Below are 16,103 nucleotides of genomic sequence, written 5' to 3' on the forward strand. Positions count from 1 at the left end.
ACCCGGCCGCCGCTGTCGTGTGAGCAGGCTCAGAAGGAGGCGAGCGCCTCGTTGAACGTCGTGCTCGGTCGCATGATCTTCGCGGCCTTCTGCGGGTCGGGCTGGTAGTAGCCGCCGAGGTCGGCCGGCTGGCCCTGCACCGCGAGCAGCTCGTCGACGATCGTCTGCTCGTCGCCGGCCAGCTTCTGCGCCAGCGGCGCGAAGACCTCAGCGAGCTCGGTGTCCTCGGACTGCTGCGCCAGCTCCTGCGCCCAGTAGAGGGCCAGGTAGAAGTGGCTGCCGCGGTTGTCGATCGTGCCGAGCTTGCGGCCCGGCGAGCGGTCGTGCTCGAGGAAGCTGGCCGTGGCGCGGTCGAGGGCGTCGGCGAGGACCTGCGCCTTGGCGTTGCCCGTGGCCGTGGCGTACTGCTCGAGGCTGGGGACCAGCGCGAAGAACTCGCCGAGCGAGTCCCAGCGCAGGTAGTTCTCCTTGACGAGCTGCTGCACGTGCTTGGGAGCCGAGCCGCCGGCGCCGGTCTCGAACAGGCCGCCGCCGTTGATCAGCGGGACCACCGACAGCATCTTGGCGCTGGTGCCCAGCTCGAGGATCGGGAACAGGTCGGTGTTGTAGTCGCGCAGGACGTTGCCCGTGACGCTGATGGTGTCCTGACCCTGACGGAGGCGCTCGACCGACAGCTGCGTGGCCTCGACCGGCGACATGATCCGGATGTCCAGGCCCTCGGTGTCGTGGTCGCCGAGGTACTGCTGCACCTTGGCGATCAGCTGCGCGTCGTGGGCGCGTTCGGCGTCGAGCCAGAACACGGCCGGGTCGCCGGTGGCGCGGGCGCGGTTGACGGCCAGCTTGACCCAGTCCCGGATCGGCACGTCCTTGGTCTGGCAGGCGCGCCAGATGTCGCCCTGGGCCACCGTGTGCTCGAGGAGCACGTCGCCGGCGGAGTTCAGGACGCGCACGGTGCCCGTGGCGGGGATCTCGAACGTCTTGTCGTGCGAGCCGTACTCCTCGGCCTTCTGGGCCATCAGGCCGACGTTCGGCACCGAGCCCATCGTGGACGGGTCGAACGCGCCGTTGGCCTTGCAGTCGTCGATGACGACCTGGTAGACGCCGGCGTAGGAGCTGTCGGGGATCACCGCGAGGGTGTCGGCCTCCTGGCCGTCCGGGCCCCACATGTGGCCCGAGGTGCGGATCATGGCCGGCATCGACGCGTCGACGATGACGTCGCTCGGGACGTGCAGGTTGGTGATGCCCTTGTCGGAGTCGACCATCGCCAGCGCCGGGCCGTCGGCCAGCTCGGCGTCGAACGAGGCCTTGATCTCGGCGGCGTTCGGCAGCGACTCCAGGCCGGCGAGGATGCCGCCGAGGCCGTCGTTGGGGCTCAGTCCCGCGGCGGCGAGGTCGGCGCCGTACTGGGCGAACGTCTTCGGGAAGAAGGCGCGGACCACGTGGCCGAAGATGATCGGGTCGGAGACCTTCATCATCGTGGCCTTGAGGTGCACCGAGAAGAGGACGTCGTCGGCCTTGGCCTGGGCGATCTGCGCCGTCAGGAACTCGCGCAGCGCGGCGACGTTGATGTTCGTCGCGTCGACGATCTCGCCGGCCAGGACCGGGATCGACTCGCGGAGCACGGTGGTGGAGCCGTCGTCGCCGACCAGCTCGACGCGCAGGGTGTCGTCGGCCTCGAGGGTCACCGACTTCTCGTTGGAGCGGAAGTCGTCGACGCCCATCGTGGCGACGTTCGTCTTGGAGTCGCTGCTCCAGGCGCCCATCGAGTGCGGGTGGCTCTTGGCGTAGTTCTTCACTGACGCGGGCGCGCGGCGATCGGAGTTGCCCTCGCGCAGGACCGGGTTGACCGCGGAGCCCTTGACCTTGTCGTAGCGGGCGCGGACGTCGCGCTCCTCGTCGGTCTGCGGGTCCTCGGGGTAGTCGGGCAGGTCGTAGCCCTGGTCGCGCAGCTCGGCGATGGCCGCCTTGAGCTGCGGCACCGACGCCGAGACGTTGGGCAGCTTGATGATGTTGGCCTCGGGCCGCTTCGCGAGCTCGCCCAGCTCGGCGAGGGCGTCCGCCGCGCGCTGGTCCTCGGGGAGCAGGTCGCTGACCGCCGCGATGATGCGGCCGGCGAGCGAGATGTCCCGGGTCTCGACCTCCACACCGGCCTTCGAGGCGTACGCCTCGATGATCGGGAGGAAGGAGTAGGTCGCGAGGGCGGGAGCCTCGTCGGTGTGCGTGTAGATGATCGTCGAGTCCGTCACGCCCCCCAAACTACCGGGTCCGCCGGTCACCGCTGCGGTCGCCCGGCCTTCTCCCCCCAGTAGCGGAGCGCTCATTGTCGAGTTAATCAGTCCAGAATATGAACATGGTCCACAACGGGGCGCGTCTGACCTACGTTGACTGCTCGAGCCCCCCGCAACGAGCGGCGGACCGATCGAGAGGAACTCCCATGGCACATCGCTTGCGCCCCATCGCGGCCGCGGCCCTGCTGCTGACCGCCGCCACCGCCCTCACGGCCTGCGGCTCGGAGGCCGCCGAGAGCGGCGAGCAGATCTCGATCGTCGGGTTCGCCGTGCCGGAGGCCGCCAACAAGAACATCCAGAAGGAGTTCGTCAAGACCGACGCCGGCGAGGGCACGAGCTTCAAGACGTCGTACGGCGCCTCGGGCGACCAGAGCCGCGCCGTGGTCGAGGGGCTCGACGCCGACTACGTCCACCTCTCGGTGGCCACCGACGTCGACCGCCTGGTCGAGGCCGGCCTGGTCGAGGAGACCTGGGACGACGCCGACAACAAGGGCATCGTGTCGAACTCGATCGTCGTCCTGGGCGTCCGCGACGGGAACCCCAAGGACATCAAGGGCTGGGACGACCTGGTGAAGCCCGGCGTCGAGATCGTCACGGCCAACCCCGCGTCCTCGGGCGCCGCGCGCTGGAACGCCCTCGCCGCGTGGGGTCACGTCACCGAGAACGGCGGCACCGAGGCCGAGGCCACCGAGTTCGTGAACGACCTCTTCGCGAACGTCGTGTCGCTGACCAACAGCGGCCGCGACGCCACCCAGAGCTTCCTCGGCGGCGCCGGCGACGTGCTGCTCGCCTACGAGAACGAGGCGATCCTGGCCGCCCAGAACGGCAACGGCTTCGAGTACGTCATCCCCGACACGACCCTGCTGATCGAGAACCCCGGCGCCATCCTCAAGGACTCCAGCGCCGTCTCGCAGGACTGGCTGGACTTCGTCCTCGGCACGGAAGGCCAGCGCCAGTTCGCGCTGACCGGCTTCCGTCCGCTCAACCTCGAGAACCCCGGCACGCCCGACCTGGCAGCGGTCGATCTGGAGCCCGGCGACATCAAGGGCGCTCCCGACTCCTCCGATCCCTACCCGGCCGTGAACAACCTGCTCACGCTGGAGAAGAACTTCGGAGGTCCGGGCTGGGGCGAGGTCAAGGACAAGCTGTTCGGCGACGGCAAGGACGGCAACCCCGTCGGCATCGTGACCGAGGCGATCGCGAAGTCGGGCAAGGCGGCCTCGTGACCTCTGCGGACGTCGTCACGCGCGCGGGCCGGCCGGGGAGCACCCGGCCGGCCGGCGCGCTGAACCGCGCCTCCGCCATCGGCCTGGGGGTGACCATGACGTGGTTCAGCCTCCTGGTGCTCATCCCCCTGTCGGCGGTCGTGGCCACCGCGGCCGGCGGCGGGATCGGTGCGTTCTGGGACGCGGTGACGAACGAGCAGACCGCCGACGCGATCCGGCTCACCGTCACGTCCGCCCTGCTCGTCACCGTCGTGAACGTGTTCGTGGGCACCGCCATCGCGTGGGTCCTGGTCCGCGACAGCTTTCCCGGGAAGGCCCTGCTCGAGGTCCTCATCGACATCCCGTTCGCGCTGCCCACGATCGTGGCCGGCCTCGTGCTGCTGTCGCTCTACGGCAACGACGAGAGTCCCTCGGGCATCAACGTGGCCAACACCGAGGCCTCCGTCTTCCTGGCGTTCCTGTTCGTGACCCTGCCCTTCGTCGTGCGCACGGTCCAGCCGGTGCTGGAGGAGATCGACGTGGAGATCGAGGAGGCCGCGGCCTCGCTCGGGGCCAGCCGGTTCACCACCTTCACGCGCATCATCCTGCCCACGCTGACGCCCGCGATCGCCGCCGGCGCCACCCTGTCGTTCGCCCGCGGCGTCGGCGAGTACGGCTCGCTCGTGCTGCTCTCGGGCAACCTGCCCTTCACGTCCGAGGTAGCCTCCGTGCGCATCCTGGGCGCGATCGAGAACGACAACCCGGCGGCCGCGGCGTCCATCGCCACGCTGCTGCTCATCGTCTCCCTGACCGTGATCCTGCTCCTGGACCTCCTGCAGCGGAGGGTGGCCCGCCGTGGCTGACATCCAGCGCATCCGCACGCGCAAGGGCCCGGTCACGTACGTCGTGCGCCTCGCAGTGATCGCCTACCTGTTCCTGCTGGTGGCGTGGCCCGTCTCGCTCGTCGTGACGAACACCTTCGAGAACGGCTTCGACGCCCTCCGCACGGTCTTCGCCGACGCCGACACCGTGGCCGCCCTGCGACTCACCGCGTTCGCGGCCGTCGTCGCCACCGTGATCAACACGGTCTTCGGCGTCACGATCTCGCTGCTGTTGGTCCGCAACGAGTTCCGCGGCAAACGCCTGCTGGGCTCGTTCATCGACCTGCCGCTGGCCATCTCACCGATCGTCGTGGGTCTGTCCCTCGTGCTGGTCTACGGCGGCCGCGGCGGCTGGTTCGGTCCGGGGCTGGAGAGCGCCGGCATCCAGATCATCTATGCCACCCCGGGCATCATCATGGCCACCGCGTTCGTGGCGCTGCCCCTCGTCGTCCGCGAGGTGGTCCCGGTGCTGGAGGAGATCGGCACCGAGCAGGAGCAGGCCGCGCGCTCGCTCGGCGCGAGCAGCTGGCAGACCTTCTGGCGAGTGACCCTCCCGGGCATCAAGTGGGCCGTCATCTACGGCGTCGTGCTGACCCTGGCCCGGTCTCTCGGCGAGTTCGGCGCGGTCAAGGTCGTCTCGGGCAACATCCTCGGCGAGACGCGCACCGCCACGCTCGCCGTCGAGGAGAAGTACCTCAACTGGGAGCAGGAGTCGGCGTACGCCATCGCCTTCCTGCTGGCCAGCGTCTCCGTCCTGTGCATCATCGTCGTGTCCCTCCTGCGTTCGCGCACCGAGCGGCACTGAAGCGAAAGGCCGCCATGAGCATCGAGATCTCCCAGGTGAACAAGAACTTCGGCGACTTCGTCGCGCTGGAGGGCATCGACCTGTCCATCCCCACCGGGCAGCTGACCGCGCTCCTGGGACCCAGCGGCGGCGGCAAGTCCACGCTGCTGCGCATCATCGCCGGCCTCGAGGAGGCCGACTCCGGTCGCGTCGAGATCGAGGGCGTCGACGCCACCCGGCTGCCGGCGCAGAAGCGCAACGTCGGCTTCGTGTTCCAGCACTACGCCGCGTTCAAGCACATGACCGTGGCGAGGAACATCGCGTTCGGCCTCGAGATCCGCAAGCGGCCCAAGGCCGAGATCGCGGCCAAGGTCGACGAGATGCTCGAGCTCGTGCACCTGGGCCAGTTCCGCGACCGGCTGCCCTCGCAGCTCTCGGGCGGCCAGCGCCAGCGCATGGCCCTGGCCCGCGCCCTGGCCATCGAGCCCACCGTGCTGCTGCTCGACGAGCCGTTCGGAGCCCTCGACGCGAAGGTCCGCAAGGAGCTGCGCGACTGGCTGCGCCGACTGCACGACGAGGTGCACGTGACCACGGTCTTCGTCACCCACGACCAGGAGGAGGCGCTCGAGGTCGCCGACTCGATCGTGGTCATCAACGACGGCCGCATCGAGCAGGTCGGGTCGCCCGACGAGCTCTACGACGCTCCCGCCACCGACTTCGTGCTGAGTTTCCTCGGCCCGGTCACCCGGCTCGGCGACCTGCAGATCCGTCCCCACGACATCGAGGTCTCGGTGACCCCGCGACCGGACGCCGTGCGCGGCCGCATCACGCGCTGGACGCGGATCGGCTTCGAGGTCCGTCTCGACGTCACGCCGAGCGAGGGGCAGCAGCCGCCCGTGCAGGTCACGGTGACCCGTGCCGAGGCCCGGAACCTCGGCCTCCAGCACGGCGACGAGCTCTGGCTGACCCCCGCGGCGGGCGCCCAGGCGATCCGTGCCACGAACGATCCGCTCACGCTCTCGACGCAGTCGCAACTCGGGGTTACAGTGTGACCCACGTCTCAGTGCGCTGAGCCGCGAGATCCACACGCCGTTCGCCGGGCACCGCCCTGCGACCGCACACTCCACGGGACGGTGGAGTACGAGGGCGGCCGGGCCGGGAGGCCCGGTCGCCCTCAACGTGCGTCAGGCGTGCACGGGGGTCCGCACGGGCGCGACCCTGAGCCCCACGAGGAACGCCACGAGTCCCGCGACGGCGAGCGCGACGCCCACCAGCGCCGGAGCGGCGTAGCCGGCGCCCGCGGCGATCACGAGACCGCCGAGCCAGGCACCCAGTCCGTTCGCGATGTTGAGGCTGGCGTGGTTGAGCGCGGCGCCGAGCATCTGGGCATCGCCGGCCGCGGCCATCAGCCGGATCTGCAGGCCGATCGCGACGATGCTGCCGAGCGCCCCGACGAGGAACACGCACAGCAGGGCCGCGGGCGCGAACGAGGCCAGCTCGTAGAAGGCCAGCAGCACGACGACCGTGGCGCCCAGGCCACCGATGACCTGGCGGACGTTGTCCCAGTCGGCCAGACGCCCGGCGAGCAGGGTGCCGCCGACGGAGCCGAGACCGAAGACCAGCAGGAACACCGGGATCACCGAGGACGGCAGGTCGACCACGTCGGTGACGATGGGCGCGATGTAGCTGTACATCGCGAAGATGCCGCCGAACCCGACGACGCCGGTGAGGAAGGCAGCGATGACCGCCGGCTCGCGCAGGGCCACGAGCTCACCGCGGATCGTGGCCGACGGGTCGCCGGGGAGGTGGGGGACGAAGGTGAGCACGAGGACCGCGGCGACCACGGCGATCACCACGACCAGCGCGTAGGCGGCGCGCCACGTGAGCGCCTGCCCGAGCCACGCGCTGGCGGGGACGCCGGCGACCGTGGCCGCCGAGAGGCCCATCATCACCATGGCCACGGCGCGACCCCGGCGCCCGGCCGGGACGAGGGACGCGGCCACGAGCGACGCGACGCCGAAGTAGGCGCCGTGCGGCAGCCCGGCGACGAAGCGAGCGAGCAGGACGGGGACGTATCCGCTCGCCACGGCCGTGAGGGCGTTGCCCAGGCCCAGGCCGGCCAGCAGCCACAGCAGCAGCGTGCGCTTCGGCATCCGCGCGGCGAGCGACACGATCAGGGGCGCTCCCACGACGACGCCGAGGGCGTACGCGGAGATGATGTGACCCGTCGTGGGGATGTCGCGGTCGATGCTCTCGGCGACGTCGGGCAGCAGGCCCATCGTCACGAACTCGGTGGTGCCGATCGCGAAGCCACCGAGGGCCAGGGCCAGCAGGGCCAGGCCGACGTGGCGGGCGCGCGTCGGTTCGGTTGGTGTCGAGGTCACAGCAGGTACAAGGCCCTCATCGCCGCTTCGATTCCGTTCCGGCGGTGCGAGCCGGGTCACTGCTTGCCGCAGGCCGCTCGTTCGCGCGACGATCGGGTGTGACCCGATTCGTCTTCAACACCGCCGCCACGCTCGACGGATTCCTGGCCGACACCGACCACAGCCTCAGCTGGCTCTTCGCCGTCGAGGGCGGCACCCCCGACGCCCCCGAGCACGCCGACCCGTTCACCGCGTTCCTCGCCTCGGTCGGCGTGACCGTCCTGGGCTCCTCGACGTACGAGTGGCTGCTGCGCGAGACCGGCGCGCTGGAGAAGCCCGAGGCCTGGCCCGACGCGATGTCGGGCAAGCCGGCCTTCCTGTTCACGTCGCGCGACCTGCCGGTGCCCGCCGGCGCCGACCTGACCGTCGTCTCGGGCGACGTCCGCGACCACCTCGACGCCATCGGCTCACGCGCGGGTGACCTCGACGTGTGGCTCATGGGCGGAGGTGACCTCGTGGGCCAGTTCGACGACGCGAACGCCCTCGACGAGGTGCAGGTGAGCGTCGCGCCGGCCACCCTCGGCGCGGGCCAGCCCCTCCTCCCCCGCCGGCTCGGGCCGGACCGCCTCCGGCTCACCGACGTCGACCGCCGCGGCCAGTTCGCCCACCTGACCTACGCGGTCGCGCGGCCCACCTGATAACTGCGGCCCACGCCCCTACGCTGAGCGAGTGACCAGCGTTGCGATCGCCGCCCCGAACACCGCCGCGGCGGAGGCGGGCGAGGCGATCGTCAAGGCCGGGGGCAACGCGATCGACGCGGCGCTGGCGGCCGCGTTCGTCGCGATGGTGAATGAGGTTGGCCTCGTGTCAGCGAGCGCGGGCGGGTTCCTGACGATCCAGCCGCCCGACGGCTCGAAGCCCGTGACGATCGACGGCTGGATGGACATGCCGGGGCGCGACTGCCCCGACCGGCGAGGCGAGGGCACGTGGGACGTCCTCACCGAGTACGGCGGCGGCGTCACGATCACCGTCGGCCCGGGCTCGGTCGCCACGCACGGCGCGATCGCGGCGTTCGGCGAGGCCCACCGCCGCTGGGGCCATCTGCCCTGGTCCGAGCTGCTCGCCCCGGCGATCGACGTGGCCCGCGGCGGGTTCCGGCTCAGCGCCGCCTCGCGCTACTACCTCTCCTACGTGCACGACACGATCTTCGGCTGGGACGAGGCGAGCCGTGCCGCCGTGCACGACGCGCAGGGCCGTGTCGCGGAGGACCACCTCGTGGTGCCGCACCTCGCGGACTCGTTCGAGCGCATCGCGCGCCACGGCCCGGCAGAGCTCTACACCGGCGAGCTCGGCCGTGCGGTCGCCGAGGACGTGCTGGCCCGTGGCGGCCTCCTCGGCCCCGACGACCTCGCGGCCTACGCGCCCGTCGTGCGCCCCGCACTCACCGCGCGCATGGAGGGCTGGACGCTCGGCACCAACCCGCCGCCGGCCGTGGGAGGCGTGAGCGTGGCCGCGATGCTGCGTCTCATGGCGGGGCACGGCCTGACCGACACCGAGCACCTCCTGCGCGTCCAGCGCCGGGTGCTGGGCGAGCGGCTGCGGACCTTCGACCACACCGACGACCTCGACCGCGACGCCGCCGCGTTCCTCGACCTGATCGACCGCGACGGGATCGCCGCCCTCGAGTCCGGCTCCACGGCGCACGTCTCCACCGCCGACGAGGAGGGCACGGCCTGCTCGGTGACGATCTCGTCGGGCTACAGCTCCGGGATGATCGCCCACGAGACCGGGATCTGGCTCAACAACTGCCTCGGCGAGCAGGAGCTGAACCCGCGCGGCCTGCACGGCCTGCCGCCCGGGTCGCGCCTGCTGTCCAACATGGCGCCCACCGTCGGCCGTCACGTCGACGGCGGCGTCCTGTCCATCGGCTCGCCCGGCGCCGACCGCATCACGACCGCGATCCTGCAGGCGCTGACCGGGCTCGTCGAGGACGGGCTGTCCCTGCAGGAGGCCATCGACCACCCGCGTCTGCACGTGCACCGCGCCGCGACGGAGGACGAGGAGATCAAGGTCGAGGACCCCGACCACCTGTCGATGTACTTCGGCGGCGTCTCGGGAGCCATGTCCACCGCCGACGGCACGCTCGTCGCAGCCGCGGACCCGCGTCGCGACGGTGCCACCCGGGTCGTCGGTCGCCTACGCTGACCCGATGACCGCCTCGCTCGTCCCAGAGCCCGTCGTCATCGCCCACCGCGGCGTCCCGGGATCGCGCCTCGAGCACACCCGGCCGTCCTACCTGCTCGGGATCGAGCAGGGTGCCGACTACATCGAGCCCGACGTCGTGGCCACGAAGGACGGCGTCCTCGTCGTCCGTCACGAGAACGAGATCGGCGGCACCACCGACGTCGCGGGTCGCGCCGAGTTCGCGCACCTGCGCACGACGAAGTTCATCGACGGGATGCCGCTGACGGGCTGGTTCACGGAGGACTTCACCCTCGAGGAGATCAAGACGCTGACCACCCGCGAGCGCCTGCCCCAGCTGCGCCCGCAGAACCTGCCCCTCCAGGGCACCGAGCCGATCCTGACCCTCGACGAGGTGATCGACATCGCCGAGGCGGAGAACGCGCGCCGCGGACCGGACGTCGCACCGATCGGCGTCTACATCGAGACCAAGCACCCCACGTACTTCCGGTCGATCGGGCTGGACCTCAACGACCGGCTGCTCGAGGTGCTCGACCGGCGCGGGCTCAACCACGAGGGCGCGAAGGTCGTCATCCAGTCGATGGAGACGGCGAACCTCAAGGACCTGAGCCGCCGGACGCCCCTGCCGCTCGTGCAGCTCATGGAGCGCCTGGGCGCCCCCTACGACCTCGCGTCCACCTACGACCCGCGCGACTACGCCGCGCTCACCGCCCCGGCCGAGCTCGCGAGGATCGCGGAGTACGCCCAGGGCATCGGCCCGAACAAGAGCCTGGTCATCGCGCGCGCCCGCGACCACACGCTGCTCGACGAGACCGGCCTCGTGCGAGATGCGCACGAGGCCGGTCTGTTCGTCCACATCTGGACGATGCGCAACGAGAACAACTTCCTGCCGAAGCAGATGCGCACCGGCGGGACGAAGGCCGACTCCGGTGACGCGACGGCCGAGCTGCTGGCCTTCTACGCCGCCGGGGTCGACGGGGTGTTCTCGGACTTCACGCAGACGGCGGTGGCGGCGCGGTCGGCCCATCGGTCGTCGGCGGGCCCCACACCTGGGTGACCTGCGCCTGCGGCATCAGCAGCCAGGCGGCGAGGTAGACCAGGACCGTCGTGCCGATGCCGACGACGATGAGCACCACGGTGATGACGCGAATCAGCGTGGCGTCGACGCCGGTGTACTCGGCCAGTCCGCCGCACACGCCGCCGAGCCACTTGTCGGTGGCGCTGCGGGTGAGCTTCTTGGGCGCGGGGGTGGGGTTCATGACTTCCTCCTGAGGGTCAGGGCGATGCCGGCGACTCCGGCAAGGATGAGGGTGACGAGTCCGGCGACGGCCAGGCCGTCGGCGCTCGCGAGGTCGTAGTGGAGCAGCGCCCACCCCACGAGCGTGAGGGTGAACAGGACGCCGAAGACCAGCGCGTCCCAGCGCATCGGATGGGTGTTCATCGACGAACCACCTGGATCTCGCCCGCCGTGCCGTTGATCTCGATGCGGTAGGCCCCGGGGGCGTCGGAGGGCCTGTCGAGTGAGGGGTTCTGCCCGTCGGCGACGCGGTCGAAGACCTCGATGCGTCCTCCGGCGGAGAGGCGGGCCTCGACCGCGACGTCCAGGCCCTCGGGCACCACCACGAGGGTCTCGCCGACGCCGTTGTCGATCTCGAGCGTCCGCCCGGTGAGCGTCTGCGGGTCCTGGATGGAGGTCAGGTCCACCTGGACCCGGCCGAAGCCCTGCTCGATGGGCTCGGCGATCGCGGCGGCCGTGGTGGGCCGCAGGTCGATGTCACCGGCCGAGAGGTTGGGTGCCACGGAGGCGACCGCCAGGACGGGGATCGCGAGCACGCCGAGCGGCACGAGAGCACCCGGGTGACCGATCCTCGTGCCGACGAACAGGCCGGCGGCGACGATGCCCAGCGCGACGGCCGGGTAGATCGCGGCGTCGAGCGGCTCCTGGACGATCGACCAGAGGCCGAGGGCGCCCATCGCGGCGATGATCGCCGACAGGGTCAGGAGCAGGAGGGCCGGCGACCAGCGCTGGCGAGGACGGGCGGGCGGCATCACCGGGGTGGGCGGCGGGCCCGGGGGCTGCCCGGGAGGGCCCGGCTCGTGCAGCACGGCGGTGTGCTCGCCCGGGCGCTCGTCGGTGTCCGACGCGTCGGGCATGAGGGGGGTGGTCATCTCGTCGTCTCCTGTCAGGGACGTGGTGGTCGGCTCGTCGGAGCCGGCGAAGGCCTGGGCGGACTGCCCCGGCTGGTACGGCGGGGGCGGTGCGAACTGCGGCGGGGGACCCTGCTGGCGCGACCGGGTCACGAGTCGCCACACGAGGACGACGATGGCGACCGGGACGGCGAGCCACACCAGGGCCCAGACCGGCCACCAGAACCAGCCGCCGAGGCCCCACGCGGTGTCTCCGAGGATCGCGGCGAGGGCGATGATGCCGGCGACGATCAGTCCGACGGACCGCAGCTGCGAGTCGGACTTGAGGTCGAAGGCCTCCCCCAGCACGCTGCGCTCGGAGCCCTCGGCGGGGATGAGCAGCCAGCAGGCCGCGTAGAGGATCGGTCCGGCGAACCCGGCGACGGTCAGGACCACGAAGCCGATCCGCACGATGACGGGGTCGATGTTGAGGGCTCGCGCGACGCCGCCCGAGACGCCGCCGAGCAGCTTGTCGCCGGTCGAGCGTCGCAGGGCATCCAGCTGCGAGCCGTGGGTGGGAGAACTCATGGCACCAGCCTGCCGACCGGGGGCGACGTGCACCATCGGGTGATCCCCTGGTCCTCCCCCGAGACGGGTCGGCACCGAACCGGGGTCGCACCTGATGGCGTCCACGCGCGCCCGCGTGTGAGGGTGGGGTCATGACGACCGCCGCCTCCGACGCCGCCGGCACCGGCCGGCGCCCGGGTGACGGCTACCGCCGGGCGTACCGCCCCGCGGACGCGCGCATCGTGGCGGGCGTCAGCGCGGGCCTGGCCGAGCACCTCGGCCTGCCCGTGGTGTGGGTGCGCGTCGGCTTCGTCGTGGCGACGTTCGTCCACGGTACGGGCCTGCTGGCCTACCTGCTGCTGTGGTGGTTCCTGCCCCTCCAGGCCCCCGTGGACGACTCCCCCGGCCTGGCCTCGGCCCGGCGGCGCGGACTGCGGGGCGCGGCGGGCGGGCCGTCACGGCGCGAGGTCGTCCAGAGCGTCGCGATCGGTGCGGTCGGGCTCGGCATCCTCGGCCTGATGGCGCTGGCCGGCGGGTGGCTCCAGGGCTGGATGCTGCCGCTGCTGCTGGTCGTCACGGGGGTCGCGCTGGTCTGGCGGATCTTCGACGACGCCACCTGGAACTCCTGGCTCCGGCAGACGCGCGGCCCGGCGTTCGCCGTGCGCCTGCTCGTGGGCGTGTCGCTCATCGGCCTGGGCGCGATCTACGTCCTCACCGTGAACCGCGGCTGGTCGGCGGCCGTCGACTTCGCCGCCGCGCTGGCGATCGCGGTGGTCGGCCTCGTGCTGATCCTGGGGCCGTGGATCCTCGGCCTCTGGACCGATCTCGGCGAGGAGCGACGCGAGCGCATCCGCTCGCAGGAGCGGGCCGACGTCGCCGCCCACCTGCACGACTCCGTGCTCCAGACGCTCGCCCTGCTCCAGAAGAACGCCGACGACCCGGCCGCGGTCGCCACCCTCGCGCGACGGCAGGAGCGCGAGCTGCGCGACTGGCTGTACGGACGCCAGGACGAGACCGCCACCTTCGCCACCGCCCTGCGCGACCTCGCCGCCGAGGTCGAGACGAACCACCGGATCCCCGTGGAGGTCGTCACGGTGGGCGACGCGCTGCCCGACGATGCCCTGCGGGCCCTGCTCGCCGCCACCGGCGAGGCGGTCGTCAACGCCGCCAAGCACTCGGGCGCCGACCGGGTCGACGTCTACGCCGAGCGCGTCACCGGCGAGCACGGCGACCTCATCGAGGTGTTCGTCCGCGACCGCGGCACGGGCTTCGACCCCGCCGCGGTGCCCGACGACCGGCTCGGCGTGCGCGGCTCGATCATCGGCCGTGCGGAGCGCCACGGTGGCACCGCGCGCGTCCGCAGCTCCCCCGAGACCGGCACCGAGGTCGCGCTGACCATGCCGGTCTCGAACGGCGACAAGGAGAAGTCATGAGTGTCCTGTCCGTGCTGGTCGTCGACGACCACGCGATGTTCCGCACCGGCGTCCGCGCCGAGCTGGAGCGGCTCGGCAGCGGCCGTGTGGAGGTCGTCGGCGAGGCCGAGGACGTCGACACCGCCGTCGCCGCCATCTCTGCCCTGCGCCCCGACGTGGTGCTCCTCGACGTGCACCTGCCCGGGGGCGGCGGCCCGGAGGTCATCCGTCGCGCGGGCGCGACCGTGACGTTCCTGGCCCTCTCCGTCAGCGACGCCGCCGAGGACGTCATCGGGGTCATCCGCGCCGGCGCCCGCGGCTACGTCACCAAGAACATCTCGGCGCCCGAGCTGCTCGACGCGATCGACCGGGTGGCCGGCGGCGACGCCGTGTTCAGCCCCCGTCTGGCGGGCTTCGTGCTCGACGCGTTCGCCGGGACCATCGCGGTGGCCCAGGTCGACGAGGACCTCGACCGGCTCACCGAGCGCGAGCGCGAGGTCATGCGCCTGATCGCGCGCGGCTACGCCTACAAGGAGGTCGCGAAGGAGCTGTTCATCTCGGTCAAGACCGTGGAGACCCACGTCTCCAGCGTCCTGCGCAAGCTCCAGCTCTCGAGCCGCCACGAGCTCACCCGCTGGGCGAACGACCGCCGGCTGATCTGAGCCGCGCCCCTCCTCCACTTTTGGAACGGGATGCACCCCCGCCGGCGCGCATCGCGTGCATCCCGTTCCAAAAGTGGGACGAGGCGGCCCTCTCGACCGTAGGGTGACCGGACGTCCCCCACGCAAGGAGTCCTGGTGCGCAAGATCCTGGTCGCCGTCCTGATGACGAGCTCTCTCGTGCTGGCGTCCGCGCCGGCCGAGGCCGCCACGAAGTTCAAGAACTGCACGGCGCTCAACAAGAAGTACCCGCACGGCGTGGGCATGCCCGGCGCCAAGGACAAGACGTCGGGCAAGCCCGTCACGAGCTTCAAGCGCAGCAAGGCCCTCTACAAGGCCAACAAGACCAAGGACCGCGACAAGGACAGGATCGCCTGCGAGAAGCGGTGAGCCTTCCCCGCTCAGCCGGCGGCGAGCGCCGGGTGCGGGTACTCCTCGGCGCGGTGCTGGAACGACAGGATCGCCGGGTTCACCACGACGCCGTCGCGGATCTCGATCGCCCGCGAGACGACCGTCGCGGCGTCCCAGCCTGCGGGGCCCGCCATGACCGTCTCCAGGTGGGGCAGCAGCGCCGCGCTGATCTCCCACGTGGCGGAGTCCCACAGCAGCGAGGGGCTGTGGTCGACGGCGTAGTAGAGGACGTTGTCGCCGACGACGAACGTCGGCTCGTCGAACGTGGTGGGCCTGGCCCAGCTGAAGCCCATCGCCTCGTCGCACGACACGTCGACCACGATCGTTCCGGACGCGATCGAGGCGAGGTCTCCCTCGTCGAGGAAGGTCAGCGGCGCGTCGGGGTTCTGCAGGACGCAGTTCACGATGATGTCGTTGTCGGCCAGGAACTCGGCCACCGGCACCATGCCGTCCGGCGTCTGGGCCCAGAGGTCCTCCGGGTCGTCACCCTCGCCCCCGCGCTCGAGCTGCACGATCTGCGTGCCGTGGATCGGCGAGCCGACCGCGGCGACGTCACGGTTCGTCAGCACGTGGACCTCGCTGATGCCGTGCGCGTTGAGGGCCGTGACGGCACCACGCGCCGTGGCACCGAAGCCGATGACCGTGGCCTTCATCCGGCGCCCGTAGTCGCCCGTGCGGCCGGCGAGCTGCAGCGCGTGCAGCACCGAGCAGTAGCCGGCCAGCTCGTTGTTCTTGTGGAAGACGTGCAGCGCGAAGCGGCCGTCCTCGGTCCAGTGGTTCATGGCCTCGAAGGCGATGAGCGTCAGCCGCCGGTCGATGGCCACCTGTGTCAGCGCGGCGTCCTGCACGCAGTGCGGCCAGCCCCAGACGATCTGCCCCTCGCGCATCTGCGCCAGGTCCTCGGCCTGGACCTTCGGGAGCACGATGACGTCGCAGTCGGCGATCAGCTCCTCGCGGGAGGCGATCCGCCCGACGAGGGGCGCCAGCTCCGCGTCGGTGAGCCCGAAGTCCTTCCCGTACCCCTGCTCGAGCCGCACGAACCGGCGCAGCTCCGGAGCGATGTCCTCCAGGTGTCGTGGATGGACCGGGAGCCGGTGCTCGTTCTCCTTTCGGGACCGGGCCAGGAGACCGATGAGGAGGGGCGTGGTGGGCGTGCGGGGCGATGCGGCGGCCGAATCGGCCATAGGGGTTCCCTTGCTGGAGG

The 16,103-nt window shown here is 71.5% G+C and carries 16 protein-coding genes; 10 read left to right on the plus strand and 6 right to left on the minus strand.

Annotated features, from left to right (window positions below):
• Positions 1-29 precede the first annotated feature (29 nt).
• Positions 30-2,246, minus strand: coding sequence for an NADP-dependent isocitrate dehydrogenase (locus H1W00_RS00850; protein WP_181752787.1), 2,217 nt, complete (start codon positions 2,244-2,246; stop codon positions 30-32).
• A 188-nt stretch (positions 2,247-2,434) separates the two neighbouring features.
• Here H1W00_RS00850 and H1W00_RS00855 point away from each other — a divergent pair, with 188 nt between their 5' ends.
• The 4 genes from H1W00_RS00855 to H1W00_RS00870 are packed head-to-tail and all read left to right on the plus strand — an operon-like array spanning position 2,435 to position 6,210.
• The gene (locus tag H1W00_RS00855) at positions 2,435-3,514 is read left to right on the plus strand and encodes a sulfate ABC transporter substrate-binding protein (RefSeq protein ID WP_181752789.1); all 1,080 of its coding nucleotides are present in this window, start codon (positions 2,435-2,437) and stop codon (positions 3,512-3,514) included.
• Positions 3,511-4,356, plus strand: coding sequence for a sulfate ABC transporter permease subunit CysT (gene cysT, locus H1W00_RS00860; protein WP_181752791.1), 846 nt, complete (start codon positions 3,511-3,513; stop codon positions 4,354-4,356). Before H1W00_RS00855 ends, cysT begins: the two co-directional genes overlap by 4 nt.
• On the plus strand, positions 4,349-5,179 hold the full coding sequence (locus H1W00_RS00865) for a sulfate ABC transporter permease subunit (protein ID WP_181752793.1): 831 nt from the start codon (positions 4,349-4,351) through the stop codon (positions 5,177-5,179). The genes cysT and H1W00_RS00865 overlap by 8 nt, the downstream gene beginning before the upstream one ends.
• A 14-nt stretch (positions 5,180-5,193) precedes the next feature.
• Positions 5,194-6,210, plus strand: a complete 1,017-nt coding sequence (locus H1W00_RS00870; RefSeq protein ID WP_181752795.1) for a sulfate/molybdate ABC transporter ATP-binding protein — start codon at positions 5,194-5,196, stop codon at positions 6,208-6,210.
• A 132-nt stretch (positions 6,211-6,342) separates the two neighbouring features.
• Here the strand turns inward: H1W00_RS00870 and H1W00_RS00875 are convergent, their stop codons facing one another.
• Positions 6,343-7,542 (minus strand): MFS transporter, encoded by a 1,200-nt coding sequence (locus H1W00_RS00875; RefSeq protein ID WP_338072789.1) that lies wholly within the window; start codon positions 7,540-7,542, stop codon positions 6,343-6,345.
• A gap of 98 nt (positions 7,543-7,640) precedes the next feature.
• On the opposite strand from H1W00_RS00875, the gene H1W00_RS00880 reads away from it, so the two are divergent.
• From H1W00_RS00880 to H1W00_RS00890, 3 genes are read left to right on the plus strand one after another with little or no spacing between them, the layout of a single operon-like run.
• Positions 7,641-8,219 (plus strand): dihydrofolate reductase family protein, encoded by a 579-nt coding sequence (locus H1W00_RS00880; RefSeq protein ID WP_181752797.1) that lies wholly within the window; start codon positions 7,641-7,643, stop codon positions 8,217-8,219.
• Positions 8,220-8,250: 31 nt separating this feature from the next.
• Positions 8,251-9,726 carry a gamma-glutamyltransferase gene (locus tag H1W00_RS00885; protein ID WP_181752798.1) on the plus strand — a complete coding sequence of 492 codons (1,476 nt, stop codon included), beginning with the start codon at positions 8,251-8,253 and terminating at the stop codon, positions 9,724-9,726.
• A 4-nt stretch (positions 9,727-9,730) separates the two neighbouring features.
• Positions 9,731-10,780, plus strand: coding sequence for a glycerophosphodiester phosphodiesterase (locus H1W00_RS00890; protein WP_181752800.1), 1,050 nt, complete (start codon positions 9,731-9,733; stop codon positions 10,778-10,780).
• On the opposite strand, the gene H1W00_RS00895 is transcribed toward H1W00_RS00890, so the two are convergent.
• The 3 genes from H1W00_RS00895 to H1W00_RS00905 are packed head-to-tail and all read right to left on the minus strand — an operon-like array spanning position 10,716 to position 12,438.
• A complete protein-coding gene (locus H1W00_RS00895) occupies positions 10,716-10,982 on the minus strand; it encodes a PspC domain-containing protein (RefSeq protein WP_181752802.1) in 267 nt (88 codons plus the stop codon). The two genes, H1W00_RS00890 and H1W00_RS00895, sit on opposite strands and share 65 nt — an antisense overlap.
• Positions 10,979-11,164 carry a hypothetical protein gene (locus H1W00_RS00900; RefSeq protein WP_181752804.1) on the minus strand — a complete coding sequence of 62 codons (186 nt, stop codon included), beginning with the start codon at positions 11,162-11,164 and terminating at the stop codon, positions 10,979-10,981. Before H1W00_RS00900 ends, H1W00_RS00895 begins: the two co-directional genes overlap by 4 nt.
• Positions 11,161-12,438 (minus strand): PspC domain-containing protein, encoded by a 1,278-nt coding sequence (locus tag H1W00_RS00905; protein ID WP_181752806.1) that lies wholly within the window; start codon positions 12,436-12,438, stop codon positions 11,161-11,163. The genes H1W00_RS00900 and H1W00_RS00905 overlap by 4 nt, the downstream gene beginning before the upstream one ends.
• 131 nt (positions 12,439-12,569) lie before the next feature.
• Here H1W00_RS00905 and H1W00_RS00910 point away from each other — a divergent pair, with 131 nt between their 5' ends.
• The 3 genes from H1W00_RS00910 (at position 12,570) to H1W00_RS16695 (ending at position 14,878) form a co-directional block, all read left to right on the plus strand.
• Complete coding sequence (locus H1W00_RS00910; protein ID WP_181752808.1) at positions 12,570-13,850, plus strand: ATP-binding protein; 1,281 nt, start codon at positions 12,570-12,572, stop codon at positions 13,848-13,850.
• Complete coding sequence (locus H1W00_RS00915) at positions 13,847-14,491, plus strand: LuxR C-terminal-related transcriptional regulator (RefSeq protein WP_181752809.1); 645 nt, start codon at positions 13,847-13,849, stop codon at positions 14,489-14,491. The genes H1W00_RS00910 and H1W00_RS00915 overlap by 4 nt, the downstream gene beginning before the upstream one ends.
• A 135-nt stretch (positions 14,492-14,626) precedes the next feature.
• Entirely contained in the window at positions 14,627-14,878 is a 252-nt protein-coding gene (locus H1W00_RS16695; protein WP_206679943.1) for an excalibur calcium-binding domain-containing protein, read from the plus strand.
• A gap of 11 nt (positions 14,879-14,889) precedes the next feature.
• On the opposite strand, the gene H1W00_RS00925 is transcribed toward H1W00_RS16695, so the two are convergent.
• Entirely contained in the window at positions 14,890-16,083 is a 1,194-nt protein-coding gene (locus H1W00_RS00925) for a N(5)-(carboxyethyl)ornithine synthase (protein ID WP_181752811.1), read from the minus strand.
• Positions 16,084-16,103 lie beyond the last annotated feature (20 nt).

The organism is Aeromicrobium phoceense, assembly GCF_013868155.1.
In the GTDB taxonomy this organism is placed as follows: Bacteria; Actinomycetota; Actinomycetes; order Propionibacteriales; family Nocardioidaceae; genus Aeromicrobium; species Aeromicrobium phoceense.

Coding starts and splice junctions, on each gene's coding strand:
- H1W00_RS00905 (WP_181752806.1), bottom strand. CDS start 12,438: ATGAGTTCTCCCACCCACGGCTCGCAGCTGGATGCCCTGCGACGCTCG.
- H1W00_RS00900 (WP_181752804.1), bottom strand. CDS start 11,164: ATGAACACCCATCCGATGCGCTGGGACGCGCTGGTCTTCGGCGTCCTG.
- H1W00_RS00890 (WP_181752800.1), top strand. CDS start 9,731: ATGACCGCCTCGCTCGTCCCAGAGCCCGTCGTCATCGCCCACCGCGGC.
- H1W00_RS00915 (WP_181752809.1), top strand. CDS start 13,847: ATGAGTGTCCTGTCCGTGCTGGTCGTCGACGACCACGCGATGTTCCGC.
- H1W00_RS00870 (WP_181752795.1), top strand. CDS start 5,194: ATGAGCATCGAGATCTCCCAGGTGAACAAGAACTTCGGCGACTTCGTC.
- H1W00_RS00925 (WP_181752811.1), bottom strand. CDS start 16,083: ATGGCCGATTCGGCCGCCGCATCGCCCCGCACGCCCACCACGCCCCTC.
- H1W00_RS00855 (WP_181752789.1), top strand. CDS start 2,435: ATGGCACATCGCTTGCGCCCCATCGCGGCCGCGGCCCTGCTGCTGACC.
- H1W00_RS00910 (WP_181752808.1), top strand. CDS start 12,570: ATGACGACCGCCGCCTCCGACGCCGCCGGCACCGGCCGGCGCCCGGGT.
- H1W00_RS00895 (WP_181752802.1), bottom strand. CDS start 10,982: ATGAACCCCACCCCCGCGCCCAAGAAGCTCACCCGCAGCGCCACCGAC.